The organism is Micromonospora sp. NPDC050686 (genome assembly GCF_040654475.1).
GTDB lineage: Bacteria > Actinomycetota > Actinomycetes > Mycobacteriales > Micromonosporaceae > Micromonospora.
This window is the reverse complement of the sequence record NZ_JBFAID010000054.1, coordinates 25,885-45,674: the sequence shown is the minus strand read 5'-3', so window position 1 is coordinate 45,674 and position 19,790 is coordinate 25,885. Positions and strand designations below refer to the sequence as shown.

Genomic DNA, 19,790 nt, shown 5'->3' with positions numbered 1-19,790 from the left:
TTGGCGCCGCCGTGGCAGGTCCAGAGGTGCACGGCCTGGCCGTCGGTGGAGCTGTTGTTGGAGACGTCGAGGCACTTGCCGGTCTGTGGGTTGCGCAGTGAGCCGTCGGATTGGGCCGACCAGTTCTGGCTGGCGGCGCCGGTGCAGGTCCAGAGTTGGATCTTGGTGCCGTCGGCGGAGGCGCCGCCGCTGACGTCCAGGCACTTGTTCAGTGCCTTGATGGTGCTGTTCGGGGTCACCGTCCATTGCTGGTTGGCGCCGTTGTTGCAGGTCCAGATCTGGATCTTGGTGCCGTCGGCGGAGGAGCCGCCATTGACGTCCAGGCACTTGCCGCCGAGCCCCACGATCCGCCCGGTTCCCGTCGCCGGCGGCGGGGTGCCCGACTTGACCAGGGTGAACTCGTCGACGTCGAAGAGGAACCCGGAGCCACCGGAGAAGGTCAGGTAGAGCGGCTGGGTGCCCGACGGGACCCCGGTGAGGTTGGCGGTGACGGTGGTGTACGTCTCCCAGCCGCCGGTCACCGGCACCGCGACCTGACCGAGGATCGGGCCACTGGCCGAACCGCTGCGCACCTGCAGGGTGCCACCGGAGCCGGCGGAGGCGACCCGGGCCCGCAGCGCGTTGACCCCGGTCAGGGTGAGGTTCTGGTAGCCGACCCAGTCGCCGTTGTTGATGTCACCGACGACCTGCCCGCCCCGCGCGGAACCCTTGGCGACCCGGCTGATCCCGCTGCCCGAGACGTACGACTCGGCCTGCACGGTGACGTCACCGCTGGGCGGTGGGGTGCCACCGAGCTCCTTGATCCGGATGTTGCGGAACAGGACGTCGTCGCCCGTACCGTGGTTCTGGATGCCGATGTGGCCGTCGAACTGTCGATTCGGGTCGGTGTTGGTGAAGTCGTTGATCCGGACGCCGTTGAGGAAGACCTGGAGCCGTTCCCCCTCGACCAGCAGTTCGAAGGTGTTCCACTCGCCCGGCGGGTTGAGCGCGGCATCCCGGGCCGCGGTGTCGGGGGCCTTGATGGCATAGATCGAGCCGGTGGTGCGATCCACCGCGTCGGTGGCGTCGATCTGCACCTCGTAGCCGGTGTCCAGGGCGGCGTTCGGGTCGTTCGTCGCCGGGAAGCCGAGGATCACCCCGGAGTTGTCGTCGCCCAGGACCTTCCAGTCCAGCTTGAGCGAGTAGCTGGGCGCGAACTGCTTGGCGCTGTACCAGAGCATGCCCATGCCACCGAACGAGGTGAGGGTGGCGTCGGAGTTGGTGAAGCCGCCCGGCCCGGCCTGGGACCAACCGGTGGTCGAGCCGTTGTAGAGGGCGGTGTAGCCGGTCTCCGGCCGGCAGTCGGCCCTGACCTGGCCGGCCGCGTACCGGATGCCGCCCAGCAGATGGGCCCGGAAGGCCGGGTCGGAGTACGACGCCTGGGTGTGGCCGCCGCCGGTGTAGAAGGACCGGCCGCCGCTGTAGGTCTTGCACCAGGCGTGCGGGTGGTCGCCGCCCATCTGGCCGCCGGAGTACGAGGACTCGTCGAGGCTGGCCAGCACGTGCGCGGTGGACCGGGCGTTGGTGCGGTAGTCATACCACTCGTCGGTGCGGTTCCAGCGCTGGGGCAGGTGCGCGGTGGCGGCGTGGGCCCGGTCCTCCACCTTGACCGCCGCCGCCTGGATGGCGGGGTGGGAGGCGAACCAGGCGCCGACCAGGTTGCCGTAGAACGGCCAGTCGTACTCGGTGTCGGCGGCGGAGTGCACCCCGACGTAGCCCCCGCCGGCCCCGATGTACGACTCGAACGCCGCCTGCTGGGTCGCGTTCAGCACGTCGCCGGTGGTGTTGAGGAAGATCACCGCCTCGAATCGGGCCAGGTTGGCGGTGCTGAACTGGGCGGCGTCCTCGGTCGCGGTGACGGTGAAGTTGTTCGCCGCGCCGAGATCCCGGACGGTCTGGATGCCGACCGGAATGGCGTCGTGCCGGAAGCCGGCGGTCTTGGAGAACACCAGCACGTCGTACGGGTTGTCGGCGGCGCTGGCCGGGGTGGCGGCGGTGGTCAGCGCGAGAGCCGCCAGGACGCTGGTGGCCGCGCCGAGAGTGGATCGGAGGAGTCTTCGCATGTCGCTCTCCTAGCGGTTAGGAGGGGCCCCCGCCACAGCAGAATGCGTTAAGCGGGGGCCCCTCCTTTCATGTCAGGGCAGGGTCCATTTCTGGTTGGCGCCGCCGTGGCAGGTCCAGAGGTGCACGGCCTGGCCGTCGGTGGAGCTGTTGTTGGAGACGTCGAGGCACTTGCCGGTCTGTGGGTTGCGTAGTGAGCCGTCGGATTGGGCCGACCAGTTCTGGCTGGCGGCGCCGGTGCAGGTCCAGAGTTGGATCTTGGTGCCGTCGGCGGAGGCGCCGCCGCTGACGTCCAGGCACTTGTTCAGTGCCTTGATGGTGCTGTTCGGGGTCACCGTCCATTGCTGGTTGGTGCCGTTGTTGCAGGTCCAGATGATGATCTGGGCGCCGTCGGCGGTGGAGCCGCCGTTGACGTCCAGGCACTTGCCGCCGAGCCCCACGATCCGCCCGGTCCGGGTCTGCGGTGGGGGAGTGCCGCCGGTGTTCAGGGTGAACGAGTCGACGTCGTAGAGGTACCCGGAGCCGCCGGCGAAGGTCAGGTAGAGCGTGGTGGTGCCCGCCGGCGCCCCGGTGATACTGCCGGTGACGGTGGTGAAGGTTTCCCAGCCACCGGTGCTCGACACGCTCGCCGAGCCGAGCACGGTGCCGGTGGGGGAGCCCGCCCGCAGCTGGAGGGTGCCACCGGAGCCGCCCGACGAGACGCGGGCGGTGAACGAGGCGGCGTTGTCGAGCCGGTACGGTTCGAACGCGATCCAGTCGCCGTTCTCGATGTTGCCGACCGTGGTGCCGCCCTCGGCGGTGGTCTTGGCGAAGGTCGCCACGCCGGAGGCGGTCTTGTAGTGCTCCGCCTGCCGCTTCCGCGGCTGGAGGGTGTGCTGCTTGTGGGTGGTCAGCCCGCCGTTGTCGGTGTACTCGGCGTCGAAGACGCCGAAGATGTTGGCCGCGTCGTCGTGTTCACCGTCGACCGGGATGGTGATCGAGCCGGAGCAGCCGTTCTTCGAGGTGATCGCATGGCCGTGCTGGTCGTGGCCGAGCACGTAGGTCAGCTTGACCTTGGCGCAGTCGATCGTCCCGTCCTCCGGGTCGGTGACGGTGACGGTGTACGGCACCGTGTCGCCGTAGGAGAAGAGGGTGCCGTTGAGCGGGGTGGTGATGGTGACCGTCGGGGCGGTGTTGCCGACCCCGATCTGCACGCTGGCGGTGCCGGTCGCGCCCTGCGGATCCCGGACGGTGAGCGTGACGTTGTACGTGCCGTTCGCGGCGTACGTCTTGCTCGGGTTCGCCGCGGTCGAGGTGGTGCCGTCGCCGAAGTTCCACGAGTAGGTCAGCGCCCCACCCTCCGGGTCCGACGAGCCGGCGGAGGAGAAGCTCACCGTCAGCGGCGCCTGGCCGGAGGTCTTGTCGGCGCTGGCCACGGCGGTCGGCGCCCGGTTGCCGGCGGGACCGACGTAGTCGAACCGGTACAACGCCGAGTTGGCGTCGCCGTTGTAGTACCCGGTGCCGTAGTCGAGCACGTACAGCGCGCCGTCCGGGCCGAAGGCCATGTCCATGACCTGCTTGCCGACCCAGGGGAAGGTGTCGATGGCGCCCCGGGAACCGTCGGCGTTGAGCTGGATCGGCTTGATCCAGCCACGGCCGAACTCCCCGGCGAAGAACTGCCCGTTGAGCGACTGCGGGAACTTCGTGGTGGAGGGGTTGTTCGCGTCGTACCGGTAGACCGGGCCGGCCATCGGCGACTCGGAGCCGCCGCCGAACTCCGACGGGCTGCCGGAGTCGCCCGCGTACCTGATCCAGGCCGGCTTCGCCGCCGGCAGGGTCGACAGGCCGGTGTTGCGGAACGAGTTGTTCGTCGGGCCGCCGGTGCAGTTGTACTTCGCGCCGGAGGAGTTGCTGGCGAAGTCCCACTCCGCGTAGGTCTCGTTGCTGGTGTTCGTGCCGGTGCAGTACGGCCAGCCGTAGTTGCCCGGACCGGTGACCCGGTTGAACTCGACCTGCCCGCTCGGACCCCGGTTGCTGGTGACCCCGGCGTCCGGGCCGTAGTCACCGACGTAGACCACCCCGGTGGCCTTGTCGACGCTCATCCGGAACGGGTTGCGGAAGCCCATCGCATAGATCTCGGGCCGGGTCCGCGCCGTGCCCGGCGCGAACAGGTTCCCGGCCGGGATCGAGTACGACCCGTCGGCGTTGACCTTGATGCGCAGGATCTTGCCGCGCAGGTCGTTGGTGTTGCCGGCGCTGCGCTGCGCGTCGTACGCCGGGTTGCGGTTGGTGCGTTCGTCGAGCGGGGAGTACCCGGCGGACTCGAACGGGTTGGTGTCGTCCCCGGTGGACAGGTAGAGGTTGCCGGCGGCGTCGAAGTCGATGTCGCCACCGGCGTGGCAACACTGGCCGCGGTCGGCCGCCACGTCCAGGATGGTCACCTCGCTGGCCCGGTTCAGGGTCCAGTCGGCGTTGAGGGTGAACCGGGACAGCCGGTTGACGCCCTGCCAGGCCGACCAGTTCGTGCCGGTGCCCGGGGCGTCCCCGCCGGGCGTGCTCAGTGGCGGCGCGTAGTAGAGGTAGATGTGCCGGTTGGTGGTGAAGTTCGGGTCCACCCCGACGCCCTGCAGCCCGTCCTCGTCGTGCGAGTAGACGGCGAGGCTGCCGATCACGGCGGTGTTTCCGGCCGCGTCGGTGCGCCGCAGCGTGCCGTTGCGGGCGGTGTGCAGCACCGAACGGTCGGGCAGGACCGCGAGGGTCATCGGCTCGCCCATCTCGGCGACGCCCTTGGCCAGGGTGACCTGTTGGTAGTCCGCGGCGTTGATGACGGCCGCGGCGGGTGTGGCGCTGCCGGCGAGGGCTACCGCACCGGCCGCGGCCACCATGAGCAGCGTGGCGCCGGCCGACGTGAGTCGCCGGCCCACCTTCGTATCGCGTACAGACATGTTGGGTTCAGTCCCTTCGGTTGTCACGCCGCACCGAACCGCCACTGCTGGTTCGCGCCGCCGTGGCAGGTCCACTGCACGAGACGCGCGCCGTCGCTGGTGGAGGCGCCGTTGACGTCGAGGCAGAGCCCGCTCGGGACGCTCTTCACCGTGTAGATCCCGGTGGTCCCGGTCGAGGTGGTGGTGAACTTCTGCTGGTTGCTGTTGGTGCAGGTGGCTTGCTGGAGGAAGGCGCCCGCGGCGGTGGAACCGCCGATGACCTCGGCGCACTTGCCGCTGTGCACCGCCTTGAGGTAGACCGCGCCGCCGCCGGCGTCGACCGCCTGCCACTTCTGGTTGTTTCCACCGGTGGCGGCCCACTGGTTGATCTGGGCGCCGTCGGCGGTGGAGACGCCGCTGACGTCCATCAGCTTGCCGCTGTGCTGCGCGGTGAGAGTCCAGGTCCGGCCGGCCACGCCGCCGGGACCGGTGCCGCCGCCGGTGCCGACCCCGGCACCCCCGAAGGTGTACGAGTCGAGGTCGAACCAGTTGTTGGCGCTGCCCTTGAAGACCAGGTACAGGGTCTGCGTCCCGGCCAGGGCGGTGACGTTGACCGGCGGCGTGGACTGGTAGTTGTCCCAGCCTCCGGTGCTGGGCACCGGCGTGGTGGCCAGCAGCGTGCCGGTCGGCGAGCCGGCGCGCAGCTCGATCGAGCCGCCGCCGGAGGGTGACGACAGCCGGTAGCTCACGGTCGTGATGCCCGACAGGTTCAGCGGGTTGAACGCCAGCCAGTCGTTGTTGGAGATGTCGCCGACCCGCTTGCCGCTCTCCGCGGCGGCCTGGTCGACGACCCGGGTGCCGGACTGGCTGCTGAAGTACTCGGCCTGCTTCTGCTTGGGTTGGAGGATCACCTGCGCGTGGCCGGTGAGCGGGGCGGCGCCGCCCGCGCCACCGTTGTCGGTGTACTGCGCGTTGAGCACGTAGAACAGGTTGGCGCCGTCCGGGTGCCCGCCGAGCAGGTCGGTGGAGATGGTTCCCGAGCAGCCGGCCAGATCGGTCGTCTCGTGCGCGTGGTCGTCGTGGCCGAGCGCGGGGTTGAGGAACACCTTGGTGCAGTCGATCGCGGTGCCGCCCGGGTCGGAGACGGTGATCTGGTACGGCACCTTGTCACCGAAGGTGAGCATGCCGCCGTTGGGTGGGGTGGTGATGGTCACCACCGGAGCGGTGTTGCCGACGGTGATCTGGACGTTGGCGAAGCCGGTCTTGCCGGTGTTGTCGGTGACCTTCAACTGCGCCGTGTAGTTGCCGTTGGTGGTGTAGACGTGCGACGGGTTGGCCGCGGTCGAGGTGGTGCCGTCGCCGAAGGTCCACTGGTAGCTGAGCGTGTTGCCGGGGTCGGGATCCATCGACCCGGCGCTGGAGAACTGCACGGTCAACGGGGCGTTGCCGCTGGTGGGCGTGCCGCCGGCCTTGGCGATCGGGGACCGGCCGCCCTGGATGTAGTCGATCCGGTAGAGGCCGGAGTCACTGTTGCCGCCGCCGAAGTTGGTGCCCCACTCCAGCAGGTAGAGCGAGCCGTCCGGGCCGAACTCCATGTCCATCGGCTTGTTGAACCGGGTGTTGGGCAGGAACGGGTTGGTCCGGGTGACCGCCGTCGCCGAGTCGAAGTGCATCTCCTTGATGTAGTTGCGCGACCACTCGTAGAAGAAGTGCACGCCGTCGTAGTACGGCGGGAACTTCGTCGCCGACGGGTTGGCCGCGTTGTAGCGGTAGACCGGCCCGCCCATCGGAGCCGAGCCGCCGGAGCCCACCTCGGGGAAGGTCGGCGAGGCGCCGTAGCCGTACCACAGGTTGGGGGCGACGACCGGCCGGAGGCTGGTCAGGCCGGTGTTGTTGGGGGAGTTGTTGACCGGCGCGGCGCAGTTGAACTTGGCGCCGACCACCCCGGTGTCCGGGTTGTACGGCGCGTAGGGCTGGTTGTCGCCGTGGCAGAACGGCCACCCGTAGTTGCCCGGCGCCTTGATGACGTTGAGTTCGACCAGGCCCTCGGGGCCGCGGTTGGTGGTCGGCGGGTTCCGGTCGGGCCCGTAGTCGGCCAGGTAGACCCAGCCGTTGGCCGGGTCGATCGAGAACCGGAACGGGTTGCGGAAGCCCATCGCGTAGATCTCCGGCCGGGTCTGCGCCGTCCCCTGCGGATAGAGGTTGCCCGTCGGGATGGTGTAACCGCCGCCGGCCGACGGCCGGATGCGCAGCAGCTTGCCGCGCAGGTCGTTGGTGTTGCCGGCGGTACGCGCCGAGTCGAGCATCTGCTTGCCCGGCCGCCAGTCCAGCGGGGCGTAGCCCTGCCAGTTGGGGTCCAGGTTCGGTGGCACGTCGTCGCCGGTGCCGATGTAGAGGTTGCCGTCCGGGCCGAAGTCGATGTACCCGCCGGTGTGGCCGGGCTCCGGGTAGGTCCGGTCGCGGTACGCCGGGATGTCGATGATGGTGACTCCGCTGGACATGTTCAACGTGTCACCGGAGAGGGTGTACCGGGAGACCCGGTTGATGTCCGTGGTGCTGCTGGCGGGTGAGTGGTACAGGTACACGTAGCCGTTGCTGGCGAAGTTCGGGTCCAGCGCCAGGCCGGTCAGGCCGTCCTCGCCGCCGGTGTAGACGCTGAGGGTGCCGGCGGTGACCGTGCTGTTCGTGCTCGGCTTGAAGATCTTCACCTGGCCACCGCGCTGGATGTAGAGCACCCGCCCGTCCGGGGCCACGGCCAGCGCCATCGGGTCGACGGTGTTGCTGTCCAGCGTGCGCTTCTCGAAGTTCCCCCAGACGGTGCCGCCGCAGTCGCCGGGCTCGTTGCCGGCGGCCCACTTCACGCCGCCGAGGACGTGGTTGCGGAAGTTGGTCTCGCTGTACGACTCGATGGCATGGCCCATCGCGGTGGCCCAGACCCGGCCGCCCCCGACGCCGCGGCACCAGGAGATCGGATGGTCCGAGCCCATCGCCCGGGGGCCCGGGTTGTAGGTCCGTTCGTCGGCGGTCACCAGCACGTGCACGTCGCCGCGCGGGTTCTTGTCGAAGTTGTACCACTCTTCGCTGCGGTTCCAGCGGTCCGGCAGGCTGGTCGTCGACGGGTGCTTCTTGTCGGCGACGATGGCGGTGCCGGGCAACACGCCGGGGGAGTGCTCCGGCATGTGCGCGCCGGCGTTCACGGTCTGGTCCCACCAGGGGTATTCGCCCTCGATGCCCATGTCGGTGGCGTTGTGGACGGCGACGATGCCCTTGCCGCTGGCGAGGAAGCCCTCCACCGCCTGGCGTTGGGCCGCCGTGGTCCAGACCATGCCGGAGGTCTGGAACATGATGAGTACGTCGAAGGTGGCCAGGTTGGCCGGGGTGAAGACGTTCGAGTCCTCGCTCTGCACCAGCTCGAAGTTGTTGGCCGCCGCCTGCTGCTGGAACATCGAGATCCCCGCGGGGATCGAGTCGTGCCGGTAGCCGGTGGTCTTGGTGAACAACAGGGCGCGGAAGGCCGGGGCCGCCGACGCCGGGTGCACGAGCGCGAGCGCCAGTATCAGGCCCGCGATCACTCCGATGATGGATGGTGTGCGACGCATGCTGTCTCCTCGTTGGGGCGGGGCAACAGTGGGTGCGACCACGGGCCGGTACCGGTTGAGGTGACGGAGCGTCATCTCGGAGTGGTGCCTGGCCCATGGTGGCAGCGCGGCCGAAGGTAATGTCCATAGGTTAACATCGATGTTAACGACAACATGTACGACCACATGGGTGATGCCCTCCCATGTGCTGGCGGCCCGGCAGCCTCCTCGGGTCAGCGCCGTCGTGGCCGAAGGGCTCGACCTAAACGCGCTGTGAGATCGGGGATTGCGAACTCATTCCCGAGCATCTATCTTCATACGTGTGATGTTTCGATCGTGTCAAGCGAAAGTTTGAGCACGACAACACGAAGTAGCCCTCCCGGTGATCGGAACCGGGTGTCACCGACCGCGACATGGTCCACGCGCGGGTGTCGGTGCGCGGCAATAACTACTTTCCGTAAGGAAGGAGACCTGGTGTCCGTACCGTCATCCCCCATCGCCGGGCGGGTGCTTGCCGTGGTCGCGGCGGCGGCACTGGCCGCCGTGACCACCGCGACCGTGGTGGCCTCGTCAGCCGCCCCGGCCCTGGCCGCCACCACCACCCTCTACGCGTCCCCGTCCGGTGGCGGCAGCAGTTGCAGCGCGACCCAACCGTGTTCGGTGACCGCCGCGCAGACCGCGGTGCGCGCGCTGACCGGCTCCATGTCCGGCGACATCGTCGTGCAACTGGCCGACGGGGTGTACCGGCTCTCGGCGCCGCTGCGGCTGACCGCGGCCGACTCCGGCACCAACGGCTACCGGGTGGTGTGGCAGGCGGCCCCGTCGGCCCGCCCCGTGCTCAGCGGCGCCCGGGCGGTCACCGGCTGGTCGCTGGTCGACGCCGGGCGCAACATCTGGCGGGCCAACGTCGGCGCCGGCGTGGACAGCCGGCAGCTCTACGTCGACGGAGCCGTCGCCACCCGGGCCCGCACCCAGGTCAACCGCGCCGACTTCACCGCCGACAGCACCGGCATGCGGTTCACCACCGGCGCGTTGAGCTACCTGAACAACCTGGCCAACCAGAGCCGGATCCAGCTGGAGAGCGTCAACTCGTTCACCGACCGGTACGTGTCGGTGCAGAGCATCAGCGGAAACCTGATCCGGATGCAGCAGCCCGGCTGGAGCAACAACAACTTCGGCTACGACACCTTCACCAGCCCGCACCGGGCCGGTCCGCTCTATCTGACCAACGCCTACGAGTTCCTCGACGCGCCGGGGGAGTGGTATCTCGACCCGGGCACCGGGGCGCTCTCCTACATCCCGCTCGCCGGCCAGAACATGAGCAACGTCCGGGTGGAGCTGCCCACCCTGCAGTCCCTGATCCAGATCGGTGGGACGTACGACGCGCCGGCGCACCACGTCACGCTCACCGGCATCACCTTCACCGGGACGAGCTGGCTGGGAGCGAGCAGCAACCAGGGCTACGTGGACCAGCAGACCGGCGCGTACATCTACGGCAACTGGACCTGGCCCGGCTTCACCACCTGCCACAACGGCTGCCCGCAGTTCGAGGCGACCCGGCCCAACTGGCAGCAGATGCCCGCCGCCGTGCAGATCTCGGCCGCCAACACCATCACCCTCAGCGACTCACAGTTCGTGAACCTGGGACAGACGGCCATCGGCATCGGCAACGACGCCAACGCCCACGCCAGCGGGGTCGGCCTCGGTGCCAGCAACATCACCGTCACCCGGTCCGAGATCGCCCGCAACTCGGCCGGCGGCATCGTCGTCGGCGGGGTACGCGCCGACGCCCATCACCCGAGTGACCAGCGCATGGTCAACCGGGACATCACGATCAGCAACAACCGGCTGCACGACCTGGGGATCGAGTACCGGGGCATCGTCTCGGCACTGGCCACCTACGTCACCAACGCCACGATCTCGTACAACGAGGTCTACAACATGCCGTACACCGGCGTGTCCATCGGGTACGGCTGGGGCTCCAACGACGCCGGCGGCAGCAACCACTACGCCGACCGCGGCCTGTACAACTACCAGCCGCGCTACAGCACCGCCACCACCGCGTCCAACAACCGGCTCATCGGCAACTACGTGCACGACGTCATGCAACAGATGAACGACGGCGGGTGCGTCTACACGCTGTCGGCGAACCCGGGCGCGCTGATCAGCGACAACTACTGCCTGCGGACCAACGGCTACTTCGGGCTCTACTTCGACGAGGGCTCCCGCTACTACACCGCCCGCAACAACGTCTTCTCCTCGACCGGCACGTGGGCCACCGCCAACTACTGGTTCGCGGAGAACATGGGCAACTTCACCGTCACCAACAACTGGTCGACCAACGGCAGCACCAACGTGACCAACGGCGACCGGGGCAACGCCGTCTCCGGCAACGTGACGGTGACCAACGGGAACTGGCCGGCGGGCGCCCAGGCTGTGATGACGGCGGCCGGGCCGCAGAACGGCGGCGGACAGCAGAGCGGGCAGATCGTCGGCGGTCAGTCCGGCCGCTGCCTGGAGATCGGCGGATCGAGCACCGCCAACGGCACCCAGGCGCAACTCTGGGACTGCACCGGCGGAGCGAACCAACGGTGGACGTACACCGCCGGCCGGCAACTGATGGTGTACGGCACCAAGTGCCTCGACGCGTCCGGCCAGGGCACCGCCAACGGCACCCTGGCGATCATCTGGGACTGCAACGGCCAGGCGAACCAGCAGTGGAACGTCAACGCCAACGGCACGATCACGGGCGTCCAGTCCGGGCTCTGCCTCGACGCCAGCGGCAACGGCACCACGAACGGCACCAAGGTTCACCTCTGGGCCTGCCACGGCGGCAGCAACCAGCAGTGGAGCCTGCGCAACTGACCTCGCCGGCGCGCCGATGCCGGTGCAGGTGGCGCCGTCCACCCGGCCGGCCGGCGGCCACTGCCGAAATGCCGGACTCGTTGTCCCGGATCTCCGCCCGCCGCCGCCCCACTCCGGCCCACCATGACGGTGGGGCGGGCGGTGGAAGCTGCTCGCCGGCCGCCCGATGCGGGCGGTCCGGCCGAGCGAAGGAGTGGACGTGTCGACCAAGGAGATCGTCCAGCGGATCGGCGAACTGCTGGATCTCGCCGGCGTACTGGTCATCGCGGTGGGTGTCGTCCTCGCGGCCGTCGTCTTCGTCCACCGGTCCTGGCGCACCCGGGACCTGATCGCCGCCTACCCGCAGTTCCGGCAGGGTGTCGGCCGGGCGATCCTGCTGGGACTGGAGTTCCTGGTGGGCGGCGACATCATCCGTACGGTGGCCGTGTCGCCCACGTTCTACAGCGTCGGTGTGCTGGCGCTGATCGTCGCGGTCCGCACCTTCCTCAGCTTCTCCCTGGAGGTCGAGTTGGAGGGCCGCTGGCCCTGGCAGAGCAAGGAGAGGAAGGCCCTGGCGTCCGACGGCTGACTCGTTCCCGAGGGCGGTCAGGAGGTGAGCAGCCGGCGTATCTCCCCGGCGGCCGGGTGGTCCGGCGCGACGGCGACGAATCGCCGCAGCGTCCTCGGCGCATCCCCGGGCCGGGTGGTCCGCTGGGCCAGGCCCAGCACCAGCAGCCCGTCGGGTGAGTCCGGGGTGTGGTCGAGGACCTCCCGCGCGGTCCGCTCCGCCCCGGCGGGGTCCGACGAGCGCAGCATGGCGAAGGCGAGGCGCAGCCGGACGGCGTCGTCGGGCCGCTCGCGCAGCGCCTCGCGGTACATCTGGGCGGCGGCGTCGTACCGCTGTTGGCCCTCCAGGTCCCGGGCCAGCCGCAGGGCGACCGCCGCCGGGTCGGTGGCCGGCGGTGGCGGCGCCGGCGGCGTCAGCCGGTCGGCGGCCACCGCCACCGCCGCCACCAGGACGGCGAGCCCGACGGCGGAGAGCCACCAGGCCACCCGGGGCCGTCGCCCCGGCGTCGAGCCCTCGTCCGGCCCCGGCCGCGCCCCGGCCGGGCGGCGCGCCGGTCGGCCGGCCGGGCGCCGACGCCGGGGAGCGCCGGGCGTCCGGATCGGGCGCAGGCTACGCCGCGCGGCGTAAGCCGCGCCGAGCAGCGCCACCACGGGTACGGCCCACAGCAGCAGACCCGTCCCGCGCAGGGGTGGCCGGGCCAGCACCTCGGGGCCGTAGCGGTCGACGAACCAGCGGCGGATCTGCTCCGGGCTGCGGCCCTGCGCCACCTGGTCGGCGATGGCCTGCCGCATGGACGCGGCGATCGGGGAGCGGGAGTCGGCCACCGACTCGCCCTGGCAGGCCGGGCAGCGCAGCTCGGCGGCCAACGCGCGGACCGGGTCCTGGTGGGCACCGGGACCGGCCGAGCGGGCCAGCCCGGTGACCGCCAGGGCCAGCAGCGCGGCCAGGCCGAGCGCGACGAGCAGCCGTCGTCCGGCCAGGCCGCCCCGGGTCACGCCGCCGCCAGCAGGGGAGCGAGGTGCTCCTGGAGCCACTGGGCGGTGACCACGCCGGGCTGGCGGGCGACGATCCGCCCGGCGCGGTCGACGACGAAGGTTTCCGGGACGCCGCGCACTCCCCAGTCGACAGCTCGGGTGCCGTCGGGGTCGGGCAGCACGGTCAGCCCGTCCGCGTCGGCCTCCCGGAGCAGGGCGCGGACCGCCTCGGGGCCGTCCCGCAGGTTCAGCCCGACCACGGCCAGCCCCTGCGGTGACCACCTGCCGGCGGCCTCGACCAGCAGCGGCAGTTCGTCCCGGCAGGGGCCGCACCAGGAGGCGAAGACGTTGACCAGCACGACCCGCCCCCGCAGTGCCGCCAGGTCGAACCGGTCGCCGGCGAGCGTCGTCCCGACCAGCGCGGGCGCGGGCACCGCCGGCCGCTGCCGGACCTCGCCGGCTCCGGCGAGGTGTCCGGTCGTGGCGGCGGCGCCCAGACCGACGCTCAGCAGCAGGACCGCGGTCGGGACCGGGCCGGCCCGCCACCACCGGGGTTGGCGAGGTCTTCCGCTCATGCCGGGGCTCCGGCCGTCACCGGCGTGCCCGACCGGGCCGCTGGGGATCGCCGCTGCCGGCCTGAGCGAACCGCGCCGGCGAGGGCGAGCAGGCCGCCGGCGGTGCCGACCGCGCCGCCCGCCCAGATGAGACCGACCAGCGGATTCACGGCCAGGCGTACGGTCGCGCTGCCGCCGTCGCCGGCCACGGCGAGCAGGGTGAGGTAGACGTCGCGGCGCGGGCCTTCGTCGATCGCGGGCACGGTGACGGCCGTGTCGCGGGCCGGGTCGTAGCGCAGTTGCGGGGTGGCGGTGCGGGTGGCGCCGCCGGCCGAGACCGCCAGCCGGGCCTGGACGGCCATCCGGCCGTCCGGTGTGCCGCGCCGCACCGATTCCAGCCGGGCCGACACGTCGGCCACCCGCAGCGTCTCGCCCACCCGCAGGGTTCGCTCGTCGGCACGCCCGTACGCCGAGGATGCCGCGACGCCCACGGCGACCAGAGCGAGCCCGGCGTGCCCCAGCACCCCGGCCCAGCGCCGGGGGCGCGTGGTGAGCAGGCCGGTGAGGACGAAGGCGGCCGCCCCGAACGCGGTGAGCGCCGCCGGGCCGGGCCGGCTGAGCAGGCCGATCGCGGCCACGGTGGACAACGCCGCCGCGCCGGGCAGGGCCAGGCGCCGCAGGGCGGCGGCGCGGTCCCGAACCCGCAGCGCGGACGTGACCCCGGCCAACAGCAGCACGACCACGGCCAACGGCACCGCGGTGCGCTGGTAGTAGCCGGCGCCGACGCTGGCCCGGGCGCCGGCCAGCGGCTCGGTGAGCAGCGGCAGCACGGTGCCGATCAGCACCGCGGCGGCCACGGTGACCAGCAGGACGGCGTTGACCAGCACGGCGGTGCGCCGGGACCACACCGGCGCGGCCACGCGGGCCGGCGCCGGCCGGTGGCGACCGGTGAGGACGGTCGCGGCCAGCACGGCCAGCAGGACGAAACCGAGCAGCAGCGGCCCCAGCGGCGAGTCGGTGAACGCGTGCACGCTCGCCACGGCGCCGGAGCGGGTCAGGAAGGTGCCGAGCAGCACCAGCAGGAAGCCGGCGCAGGCCAACCCGCTGTTCCACCGTTCGCGCCCTCGACCGCCGCCCAGGCTGGTGTGCAGCAGGGCGGTGGTGGTCAGCCAGGGCAGCAGCGACGCGTTCTCCACCGGGTCCCAGGCCCAGTAACCGCCCCAGCCGAGCACCGCGTACGACCACCAGGCGCCCAGCACGACGCCGGCCGTGAGCGCGCACCAGGCCGCCAGCGCCCACGGCCGGGCCCGGCGGATCCAGTCGCGTCCCTGGGCGCCGGCGAGCGGGGCGGCCAGCGCCAGCGCGAACGGCACCACCATGCCGAGGTAGCCGGCGTACAGCAGGGGCGGATGCACGCCCATCGCCGGATGCTGTTGCAGCAGCGGGTTCGGGCCCGGCCCGTCGAGTGGGACCGGGTCCACCGCCCGGAACGGATTGGCCGCGAAGGTGGACAGCGCGAAGAAGCAGGTGGTGACCACGCTGACCACCACCATCGCGTACGCGCGCAGCCGGTCCGCTGCGCGCCGGGCGAGCAGGGCGCCGTACCCGGCGAGGACCAGCAGCCAGAGCAGCAGCGACCCGTCCATCGCCGACCACAGGCTGGTGACCGTGTAGTAGGCGGGCACGTGCCGGCCGCCGTTCTCGGCGACGAACCGCACGCTGAAGTCGCGGCCCAGCAGCGCCGTTTCGAGGACCGCGCAGGCCGCGGCGGCGGCGAGCAGCGCCCCGACCGAGGCCAGCCGGGCGGGCCGGGCCGGCGCCCCGAGCAGCGCCACCCGCAGCCAGAGCAGCGCGGCGAGCGGGGCGGTGAGCAGCCCGGCGGCCAGGCCGGCGGTGCCGAGGTCACCGAGCATCGGGCGACTCCCCGGCGGGCGCGGCGGGCCGGTACTCGTTGCCGTGCCGCACCACCACGTGGTCGGCGTGGAACACCCCGTCTGCGCCGAGCCGTCCCTCGACGACGGCGTCCTCGCCCTCCCGGAAGGTCTCGGGCGGCACGCCCCGCTGGCGTACGGTCACCTGGTGGCCGGCGTCCGCCAGCCGGAACACCACGAGGTCGCCGTCGAGGCGCAGCGAGCCCGGGACGACCTCGCCGCCGAGGCGGACGCGTTCCCGGCCCCCGGCCGGGTCGGTGAGGACCTCGGCCGGGGTGCGGTAGTAGGTGAGGGTGTCGCGCAGGGCGCCGGTGACCAGCAGGCCGCCGGCGGCGAGCAGCACCGCGACCAGCGCGAGGCGTCCGGGGCGGCGGATCATCTCACCCGTGCCGGGCTGCGTCGGCCGGCCGCGGCCCGCGCGGCCGGCGGCTCGCCGGCGGCGGCCGTCGACGGCGCCGGCAGTTCGCCGGTGGCGGCGAGCCGGCGCTCCAGCCGGAGCACCCGGTGGGCCAGGACGAGCAGCGCCGCCGTACTCGCCGCCGCCACGGCGAGCAGCAGCGCGAGCGCCATCCGCGGGTCGATCGGTGGCCGCTCGGGGGCGAGGATGGTGGCCTGCTGGTGCAGCGATCGCCACCAGAGCACCGAGAAGTGCACCACTGGGACGAATAGGAAGCCGGCGATGCCGGCGACCGCCGCGGGCCGGGCGATCCGCGGGTCGCCGCCGTCGGGTCCGCCGGTGCGTTCGGCGAGCGCGCGGCGCAGCGCCAGATAACCGGCGTACACCAGCAACAGCAGCGCGGTGCTGACCAGCCGGGGATCCCAGGCCCACCAGGTGCCCCAGACCAGATGCCCCCACAGGGCTCCGGTGCCGACGGCCGCGGCGGTGAGCGCCACCCCGATCTCCGCGCCGGCCCGCGCGACGCGGTCCCAGCGCAGGTCCCCGCCGATCAGGTGGGCCGTGCTCGCGGCGAACACGAGGGCGAACGCCAGGTACGCCACCCAGGCGGCGGGCACGTGCAGGTACATCAGCCGCTGCGCCTGCCCCTGCAGGGCGTCGGCCGGCGCGAGGATGCCACCGGCCAGCCCGGCCGCCGCGGCGAGTCCGGCGGCGATCCAGGCCGTCGTGCGGCGCGCGCCGGCTCCCCGAGGGTTGTCGGCGGTCAGGTCCACGGTGGTGGTTGGCATGATCATCCCTGTCCGCGCCGTCGGCGCTTGCCGGCTGTCTCCGAGCACGACTGTAAGCAGACCAACGAGCCATGTGGCCCAATCGGGGCAAAACCTGGCATATGTCTCCGTAATCGATATCGTGGGTGCCGGTGGACACGAGACGCGGCCTGACGAAACGCCCCCGACCGGGGCGCCGATGCCGGCATCTCCTCCCGGTCGCGGTGCTGGGTGGCGGGCTGGCCCTCGCCGGCTGCTCCGGCGGGGCCCCGTCGGCGCTGGACCCCGCGGGATCCGGTGCGGGCCGCATCGCGGGCCTGTGGTGGCTGCTGTTCTGGATCTCCATGGCGGTCTTCGCCGAGGTCATGGTGGTGCTGGCCTGGGCGCTGCTGGCCCGCCGCCGCCGCGACGTCCGGGTCCGGCACGGCCAGCCGCTGCGGTTCGTGACCGTCGCCGGCGCCGGCATACCGCTGGTGATCCTGGTGGCGGTCTACGCCGTCGGCCTGCGCGACCTCGCCGCGCTCGGCGACGGGCCCGGCCCGGACGCCCCGACGATCGAGGTCACCGGCCACAAGTGGTGGTGGGAGGTACGCGTGCAGGGCGTCGCCGGCGCCACCGCCAACGAACTGCACATCCCGGTGGGGGAGAAGGTGCGCATCCGGCTGCGGACCGCCGACGTGCTGCACAGCTTCTGGGTGCCGCAACTGATGCCCAAGACCGACCTGATCGCCGGCGAGGTACGCGAGACGTGGCTGCACGCCGACCGGCCCGGTAGGTACCGGGGGCAGTGCGCGGAGTACTGCGGCACCCAGCACGCCCACATGGCGCTCCTGGTCGTCGCCGAGCCCCGGCCGGACTTCGACGCCTGGACGGCCCGGCTCGCCGCACCGGCCCCCGCGCCGCAGACCGACGCCCAACGGCGCGGCCGGGACGCCTTCGTGCAGGGCAGCTGCGCCGGCTGCCACGCCGTCCGGGGGACCGCCGCGAACGGCCGGGTCGGCCCCGACCTGTCCGACGTCGGCGCCCGCTGGAGCATCGGGGCCGGGGCGGTGCCGAACGACGGCGGCCACCTGGGCGGCTGGATCGCCAACTCGCAGACGGTCAAGCCAGGCAACCGCATGCCACCGCAACCGGTGGACGCGGGCCGGCTGCCGGACCTCATCGCCTACCTGCAGTCGCTGAAGTGAGTGGAGGGAGGTAACGGATGTCCACGACCGCCGCCCCGGTGCCCGGCGCCAGCCGCACGGAGTTGGCCGCGCTGGAGGAGCACTGGGGGGAGCGCCCCTCGCTGCGCGCCTGGTTCAGCACCGTCGACCACAAGAAGATCGGCCGGCGCTACCTGGTCACCGCCGCGTTCTTCTTCGTCCTCGCCGGGCTGAGCGCGCTGGCGATGCGCACCCAGCTCGCCCGGCCGGAGGCGGGGCTGCTCTCGCCGCAGGAGTACAACCAGCTGTTCACCATGCACGGCACCGCGATGATCTTCCTCTTCGCCACCCCGATGCTCTTCGGGTTCGGCAACTTCCTGGTCCCGCTGATGATCGGCTCCCGGGACATGGCGTTTCCGAAGCTCAACGCGTTGGGCTACTGGGTCTTCCTGTTCGCCGGGCTGTTCATGTGGGCCAGCCTGCCGTTCGGTGCCGCCCCCAACAACGGCTGGTTCGCCTACGCGCCACTGACCGAGCGAACGAACACCCCGGGCCTGCACATGGACGTGTACAGCCTGGGCCTGCTCTTCCTCGGGATCGCCACCACCGCCGGCTCGATCAACTTCATCGTCACCGCGCTCAAGCTGCGCGCCCCGGGCATGTCGCTGAACCGGGTGCCGCTGTTCGTCTGGGCGATCGTCGCCACCGCCTTCATGGTGATCTTCGCGCTGCCGGCGCTGAACCTCGACAACGCCATGCTCTTCCTCGACCGGCGCTTCGGCAGCCACTTCTTCGATCCCGACGCCGCCGGCAACGTGCTGCTCTGGCAACACCTGTTCTGGATCTTCGGGCACCCCGACGTCTACATCATCGTGATGCCTGCCCTGGGCATCGTCTCGGCGGTGCTGCCCGCGTTCACGCGCCGCGGCGTGGTCGGTTACCCGCTGATCGTGCTCGCCATCGTCGCCATCGCCATCATCTCGTTCGGCGTCTGGGTGCACCACATGTTCGCCACCGGGCTGCCCCGCCTGTCGTACAGCTTCTTCAGCGCCGCCAGCACCGTCATCACCATCCCGTCGGGGATCCAGATCTTCGCGTGGCTGGCCACCATGGCGCTCGGTCGGCTGGTGCTGAAGGTGCCGATGCTGTTCCTGATCGGTTTCATCGTGACGTTCGTGCTCGGCGGGTTCACCGGCACGATGTTCGCGCTGACCGCCTTCGACCAGCAGGTCACCGACTCCTACTTCGTGGTGGCCCACTTCCACTACGTCCTCATCGGCGGGGCGGTGTTCCCGATGCTCGCCGGGATCTACTACTGGCTGCCCAAGATCAGCGGCCGGATGTACCACGAGGGGCTCGGCCGCTGGGCGTTCTGGCTGGTCTTCGCCGGCATGCACATCACGTTCTTCCCCATGCACCTGTACGGGCTTTTCGGCATGCCGCGACGGGTCTACACCTACCGCAGCGAGCCGGGCTGGGACGTCTGGAACCTGGTCGCCACCGTCGGGTCGTACGTGCTCGCCATCGGGCTGCTGCTGGTCCTGATCGGCGTGGTGCACGCCGTCCGGCGCGGCCGGCCCGCGCCGCCGGACCCCTGGGGCGGCGACACCCTGGAATGGTCGACCGACTCGCCGCCGAAGCCGTACAACTTTCCGGTCCTGCCCCGGGTGCACAGCCTGCATCCGAACTGGGACGAGGCGAGCCGGGAGTCCATAAGCGGCGGCGCCACCGGGGACCGGATCCTGGCCGACGGGCGCCGCACGCTGTTCACCAGCGAACTGGACGGCCACCGTGAGCGGGTGGTGGAGATGCCGGAGGCGTCCCTGCAACCGCTGCTGCTCGCCCTGGCGATGCTGGTCTTCTTCACCGCGATGCTGTTCGCCTGGTATCCGGTCGCCGCCGTCGCGGCGGTCGCCGTGGCGGCCACCATCGCCGTCTGGCTCTGGCCACCCCGGCGGCCGGAGCGGGAACTCGGGGTGCAGGCATGAGCGAGCGCAGCAAGCGAATCAACAGGCACCGCGCGACCGCG

General features: G+C 71.4%; 12 protein-coding genes. 4 read left to right on the top strand and 8 right to left on the bottom strand.

All coding sequences use genetic code 11. From position 1 onward, the window contains the following. The 3 genes from AB0H57_RS26820 to AB0H57_RS26810 all read right to left on the bottom strand — a co-directional run. Nucleotides 1-2,102: ThuA domain-containing protein (locus tag AB0H57_RS26820; RefSeq protein WP_357511071.1), on the bottom strand; the 2,102-nt coding region annotated here is incomplete at its 3' end. A gap of 72 nt (nucleotides 2,103-2,174) precedes the next feature. After that, nucleotides 2,175-4,964, bottom strand: coding sequence for a PQQ-dependent sugar dehydrogenase (locus AB0H57_RS26815; protein WP_357511073.1), 2,790 nt, complete (start codon nucleotides 4,962-4,964; stop codon nucleotides 2,175-2,177). A gap of 83 nt (nucleotides 4,965-5,047) precedes the next feature. After that, nucleotides 5,048-8,602, bottom strand: a complete 3,555-nt coding sequence (locus AB0H57_RS26810) for a ThuA domain-containing protein (protein WP_357511069.1) — start codon at nucleotides 8,600-8,602, stop codon at nucleotides 5,048-5,050. Between the two features lie 453 nt (nucleotides 8,603-9,055). Between AB0H57_RS26810 and AB0H57_RS26805 the strand changes: the two genes are divergently transcribed. Together AB0H57_RS26805 and AB0H57_RS26800 are read left to right on the top strand one after the other, a co-directional pair. Continuing rightward, nucleotides 9,056-11,446 carry a ricin-type beta-trefoil lectin domain protein gene (locus tag AB0H57_RS26805; protein WP_357511067.1) on the top strand — a complete coding sequence of 797 codons (2,391 nt, stop codon included), beginning with the start codon at nucleotides 9,056-9,058 and terminating at the stop codon, nucleotides 11,444-11,446. 199 nt (nucleotides 11,447-11,645) lie between these two features. Then, nucleotides 11,646-12,014, top strand: a complete 369-nt coding sequence (locus AB0H57_RS26800; protein ID WP_357511065.1) for a DUF1622 domain-containing protein — start codon at nucleotides 11,646-11,648, stop codon at nucleotides 12,012-12,014. Between the two features lie 17 nt (nucleotides 12,015-12,031). Here AB0H57_RS26800 and AB0H57_RS26795 read toward each other — a convergent pair whose 3' ends face one another. The 5 genes from AB0H57_RS26795 to ccsA are packed head-to-tail and all read right to left on the bottom strand — an operon-like array spanning nucleotide 12,032 to nucleotide 16,637. Further along, nucleotides 12,032-12,988: a cytochrome c-type biogenesis protein CcmH gene (locus tag AB0H57_RS26795; protein WP_357511063.1), complete on the bottom strand. Its 957-nt coding sequence runs from the start codon at nucleotides 12,986-12,988 to the stop codon at nucleotides 12,032-12,034. After that, entirely contained in the window at nucleotides 12,985-13,542 is a 558-nt protein-coding gene (locus tag AB0H57_RS26790; RefSeq protein ID WP_357511061.1) for a TlpA disulfide reductase family protein, read from the bottom strand. Before AB0H57_RS26790 ends, AB0H57_RS26795 begins: the two co-directional genes overlap by 4 nt. Further along, complete coding sequence (locus tag AB0H57_RS26785) at nucleotides 13,539-15,434, bottom strand: cytochrome c-type biogenesis CcmF C-terminal domain-containing protein (RefSeq protein ID WP_357511059.1); 1,896 nt, start codon at nucleotides 15,432-15,434, stop codon at nucleotides 13,539-13,541. Before AB0H57_RS26785 ends, AB0H57_RS26790 begins: the two co-directional genes overlap by 4 nt. Beyond that, a complete protein-coding gene (locus tag AB0H57_RS26780) occupies nucleotides 15,424-15,831 on the bottom strand; it encodes a cytochrome c maturation protein CcmE (protein ID WP_357511057.1) in 408 nt (135 codons plus the stop codon). Before AB0H57_RS26780 ends, AB0H57_RS26785 begins: the two co-directional genes overlap by 11 nt. After that, nucleotides 15,828-16,637, bottom strand: a complete 810-nt coding sequence (gene ccsA, locus AB0H57_RS26775; protein ID WP_357511055.1) for a cytochrome c biogenesis protein CcsA — start codon at nucleotides 16,635-16,637, stop codon at nucleotides 15,828-15,830. The genes AB0H57_RS26780 and ccsA overlap by 4 nt, the downstream gene beginning before the upstream one ends. 131 nt (nucleotides 16,638-16,768) lie before the next feature. On the opposite strand from ccsA, the gene AB0H57_RS26770 reads away from it, so the two are divergent. Together AB0H57_RS26770 and ctaD are read left to right on the top strand one after the other, a co-directional pair. Continuing rightward, nucleotides 16,769-17,803, top strand: a complete 1,035-nt coding sequence (locus tag AB0H57_RS26770) for a cytochrome c oxidase subunit II (protein WP_357511053.1) — start codon at nucleotides 16,769-16,771, stop codon at nucleotides 17,801-17,803. Nucleotides 17,804-17,820: 17 nt separating this feature from the next. Then, the gene (ctaD, locus tag AB0H57_RS26765; RefSeq protein ID WP_357511051.1) at nucleotides 17,821-19,749 is read left to right on the top strand and encodes a cytochrome c oxidase subunit I; all 1,929 of its coding nucleotides are present in this window, start codon (nucleotides 17,821-17,823) and stop codon (nucleotides 19,747-19,749) included. Nucleotides 19,750-19,790: the final 41 nt, after the last annotated feature.

Excerpts from the sequence above, each read along its gene's own strand:
- AB0H57_RS26815 (WP_357511073.1), bottom strand. The coding sequence starts at position 4,964 with ATGGTGGCCGCGGCCGGTGCGGTAGCCCTCGCCGGCAGCGCCACACCC.
- AB0H57_RS26810 (WP_357511069.1), bottom strand. The coding sequence starts at position 8,602 with ATGCGTCGCACACCATCCATCATCGGAGTGATCGCGGGCCTGATACTG.
- AB0H57_RS26790 (WP_357511061.1), bottom strand. The coding sequence starts at position 13,542 with ATGAGCGGAAGACCTCGCCAACCCCGGTGGTGGCGGGCCGGCCCGGTC.
- AB0H57_RS26785 (WP_357511059.1), bottom strand. The coding sequence starts at position 15,434 with ATGCTCGGTGACCTCGGCACCGCCGGCCTGGCCGCCGGGCTGCTCACC.
- AB0H57_RS26780 (WP_357511057.1), bottom strand. The coding sequence starts at position 15,831 with ATGATCCGCCGCCCCGGACGCCTCGCGCTGGTCGCGGTGCTGCTCGCC.
- ccsA (WP_357511055.1), bottom strand. The coding sequence starts at position 16,637 with ATGCCAACCACCACCGTGGACCTGACCGCCGACAACCCTCGGGGAGCC.
- ctaD (WP_357511051.1), top strand. The coding sequence starts at position 17,821 with ATGTCCACGACCGCCGCCCCGGTGCCCGGCGCCAGCCGCACGGAGTTG.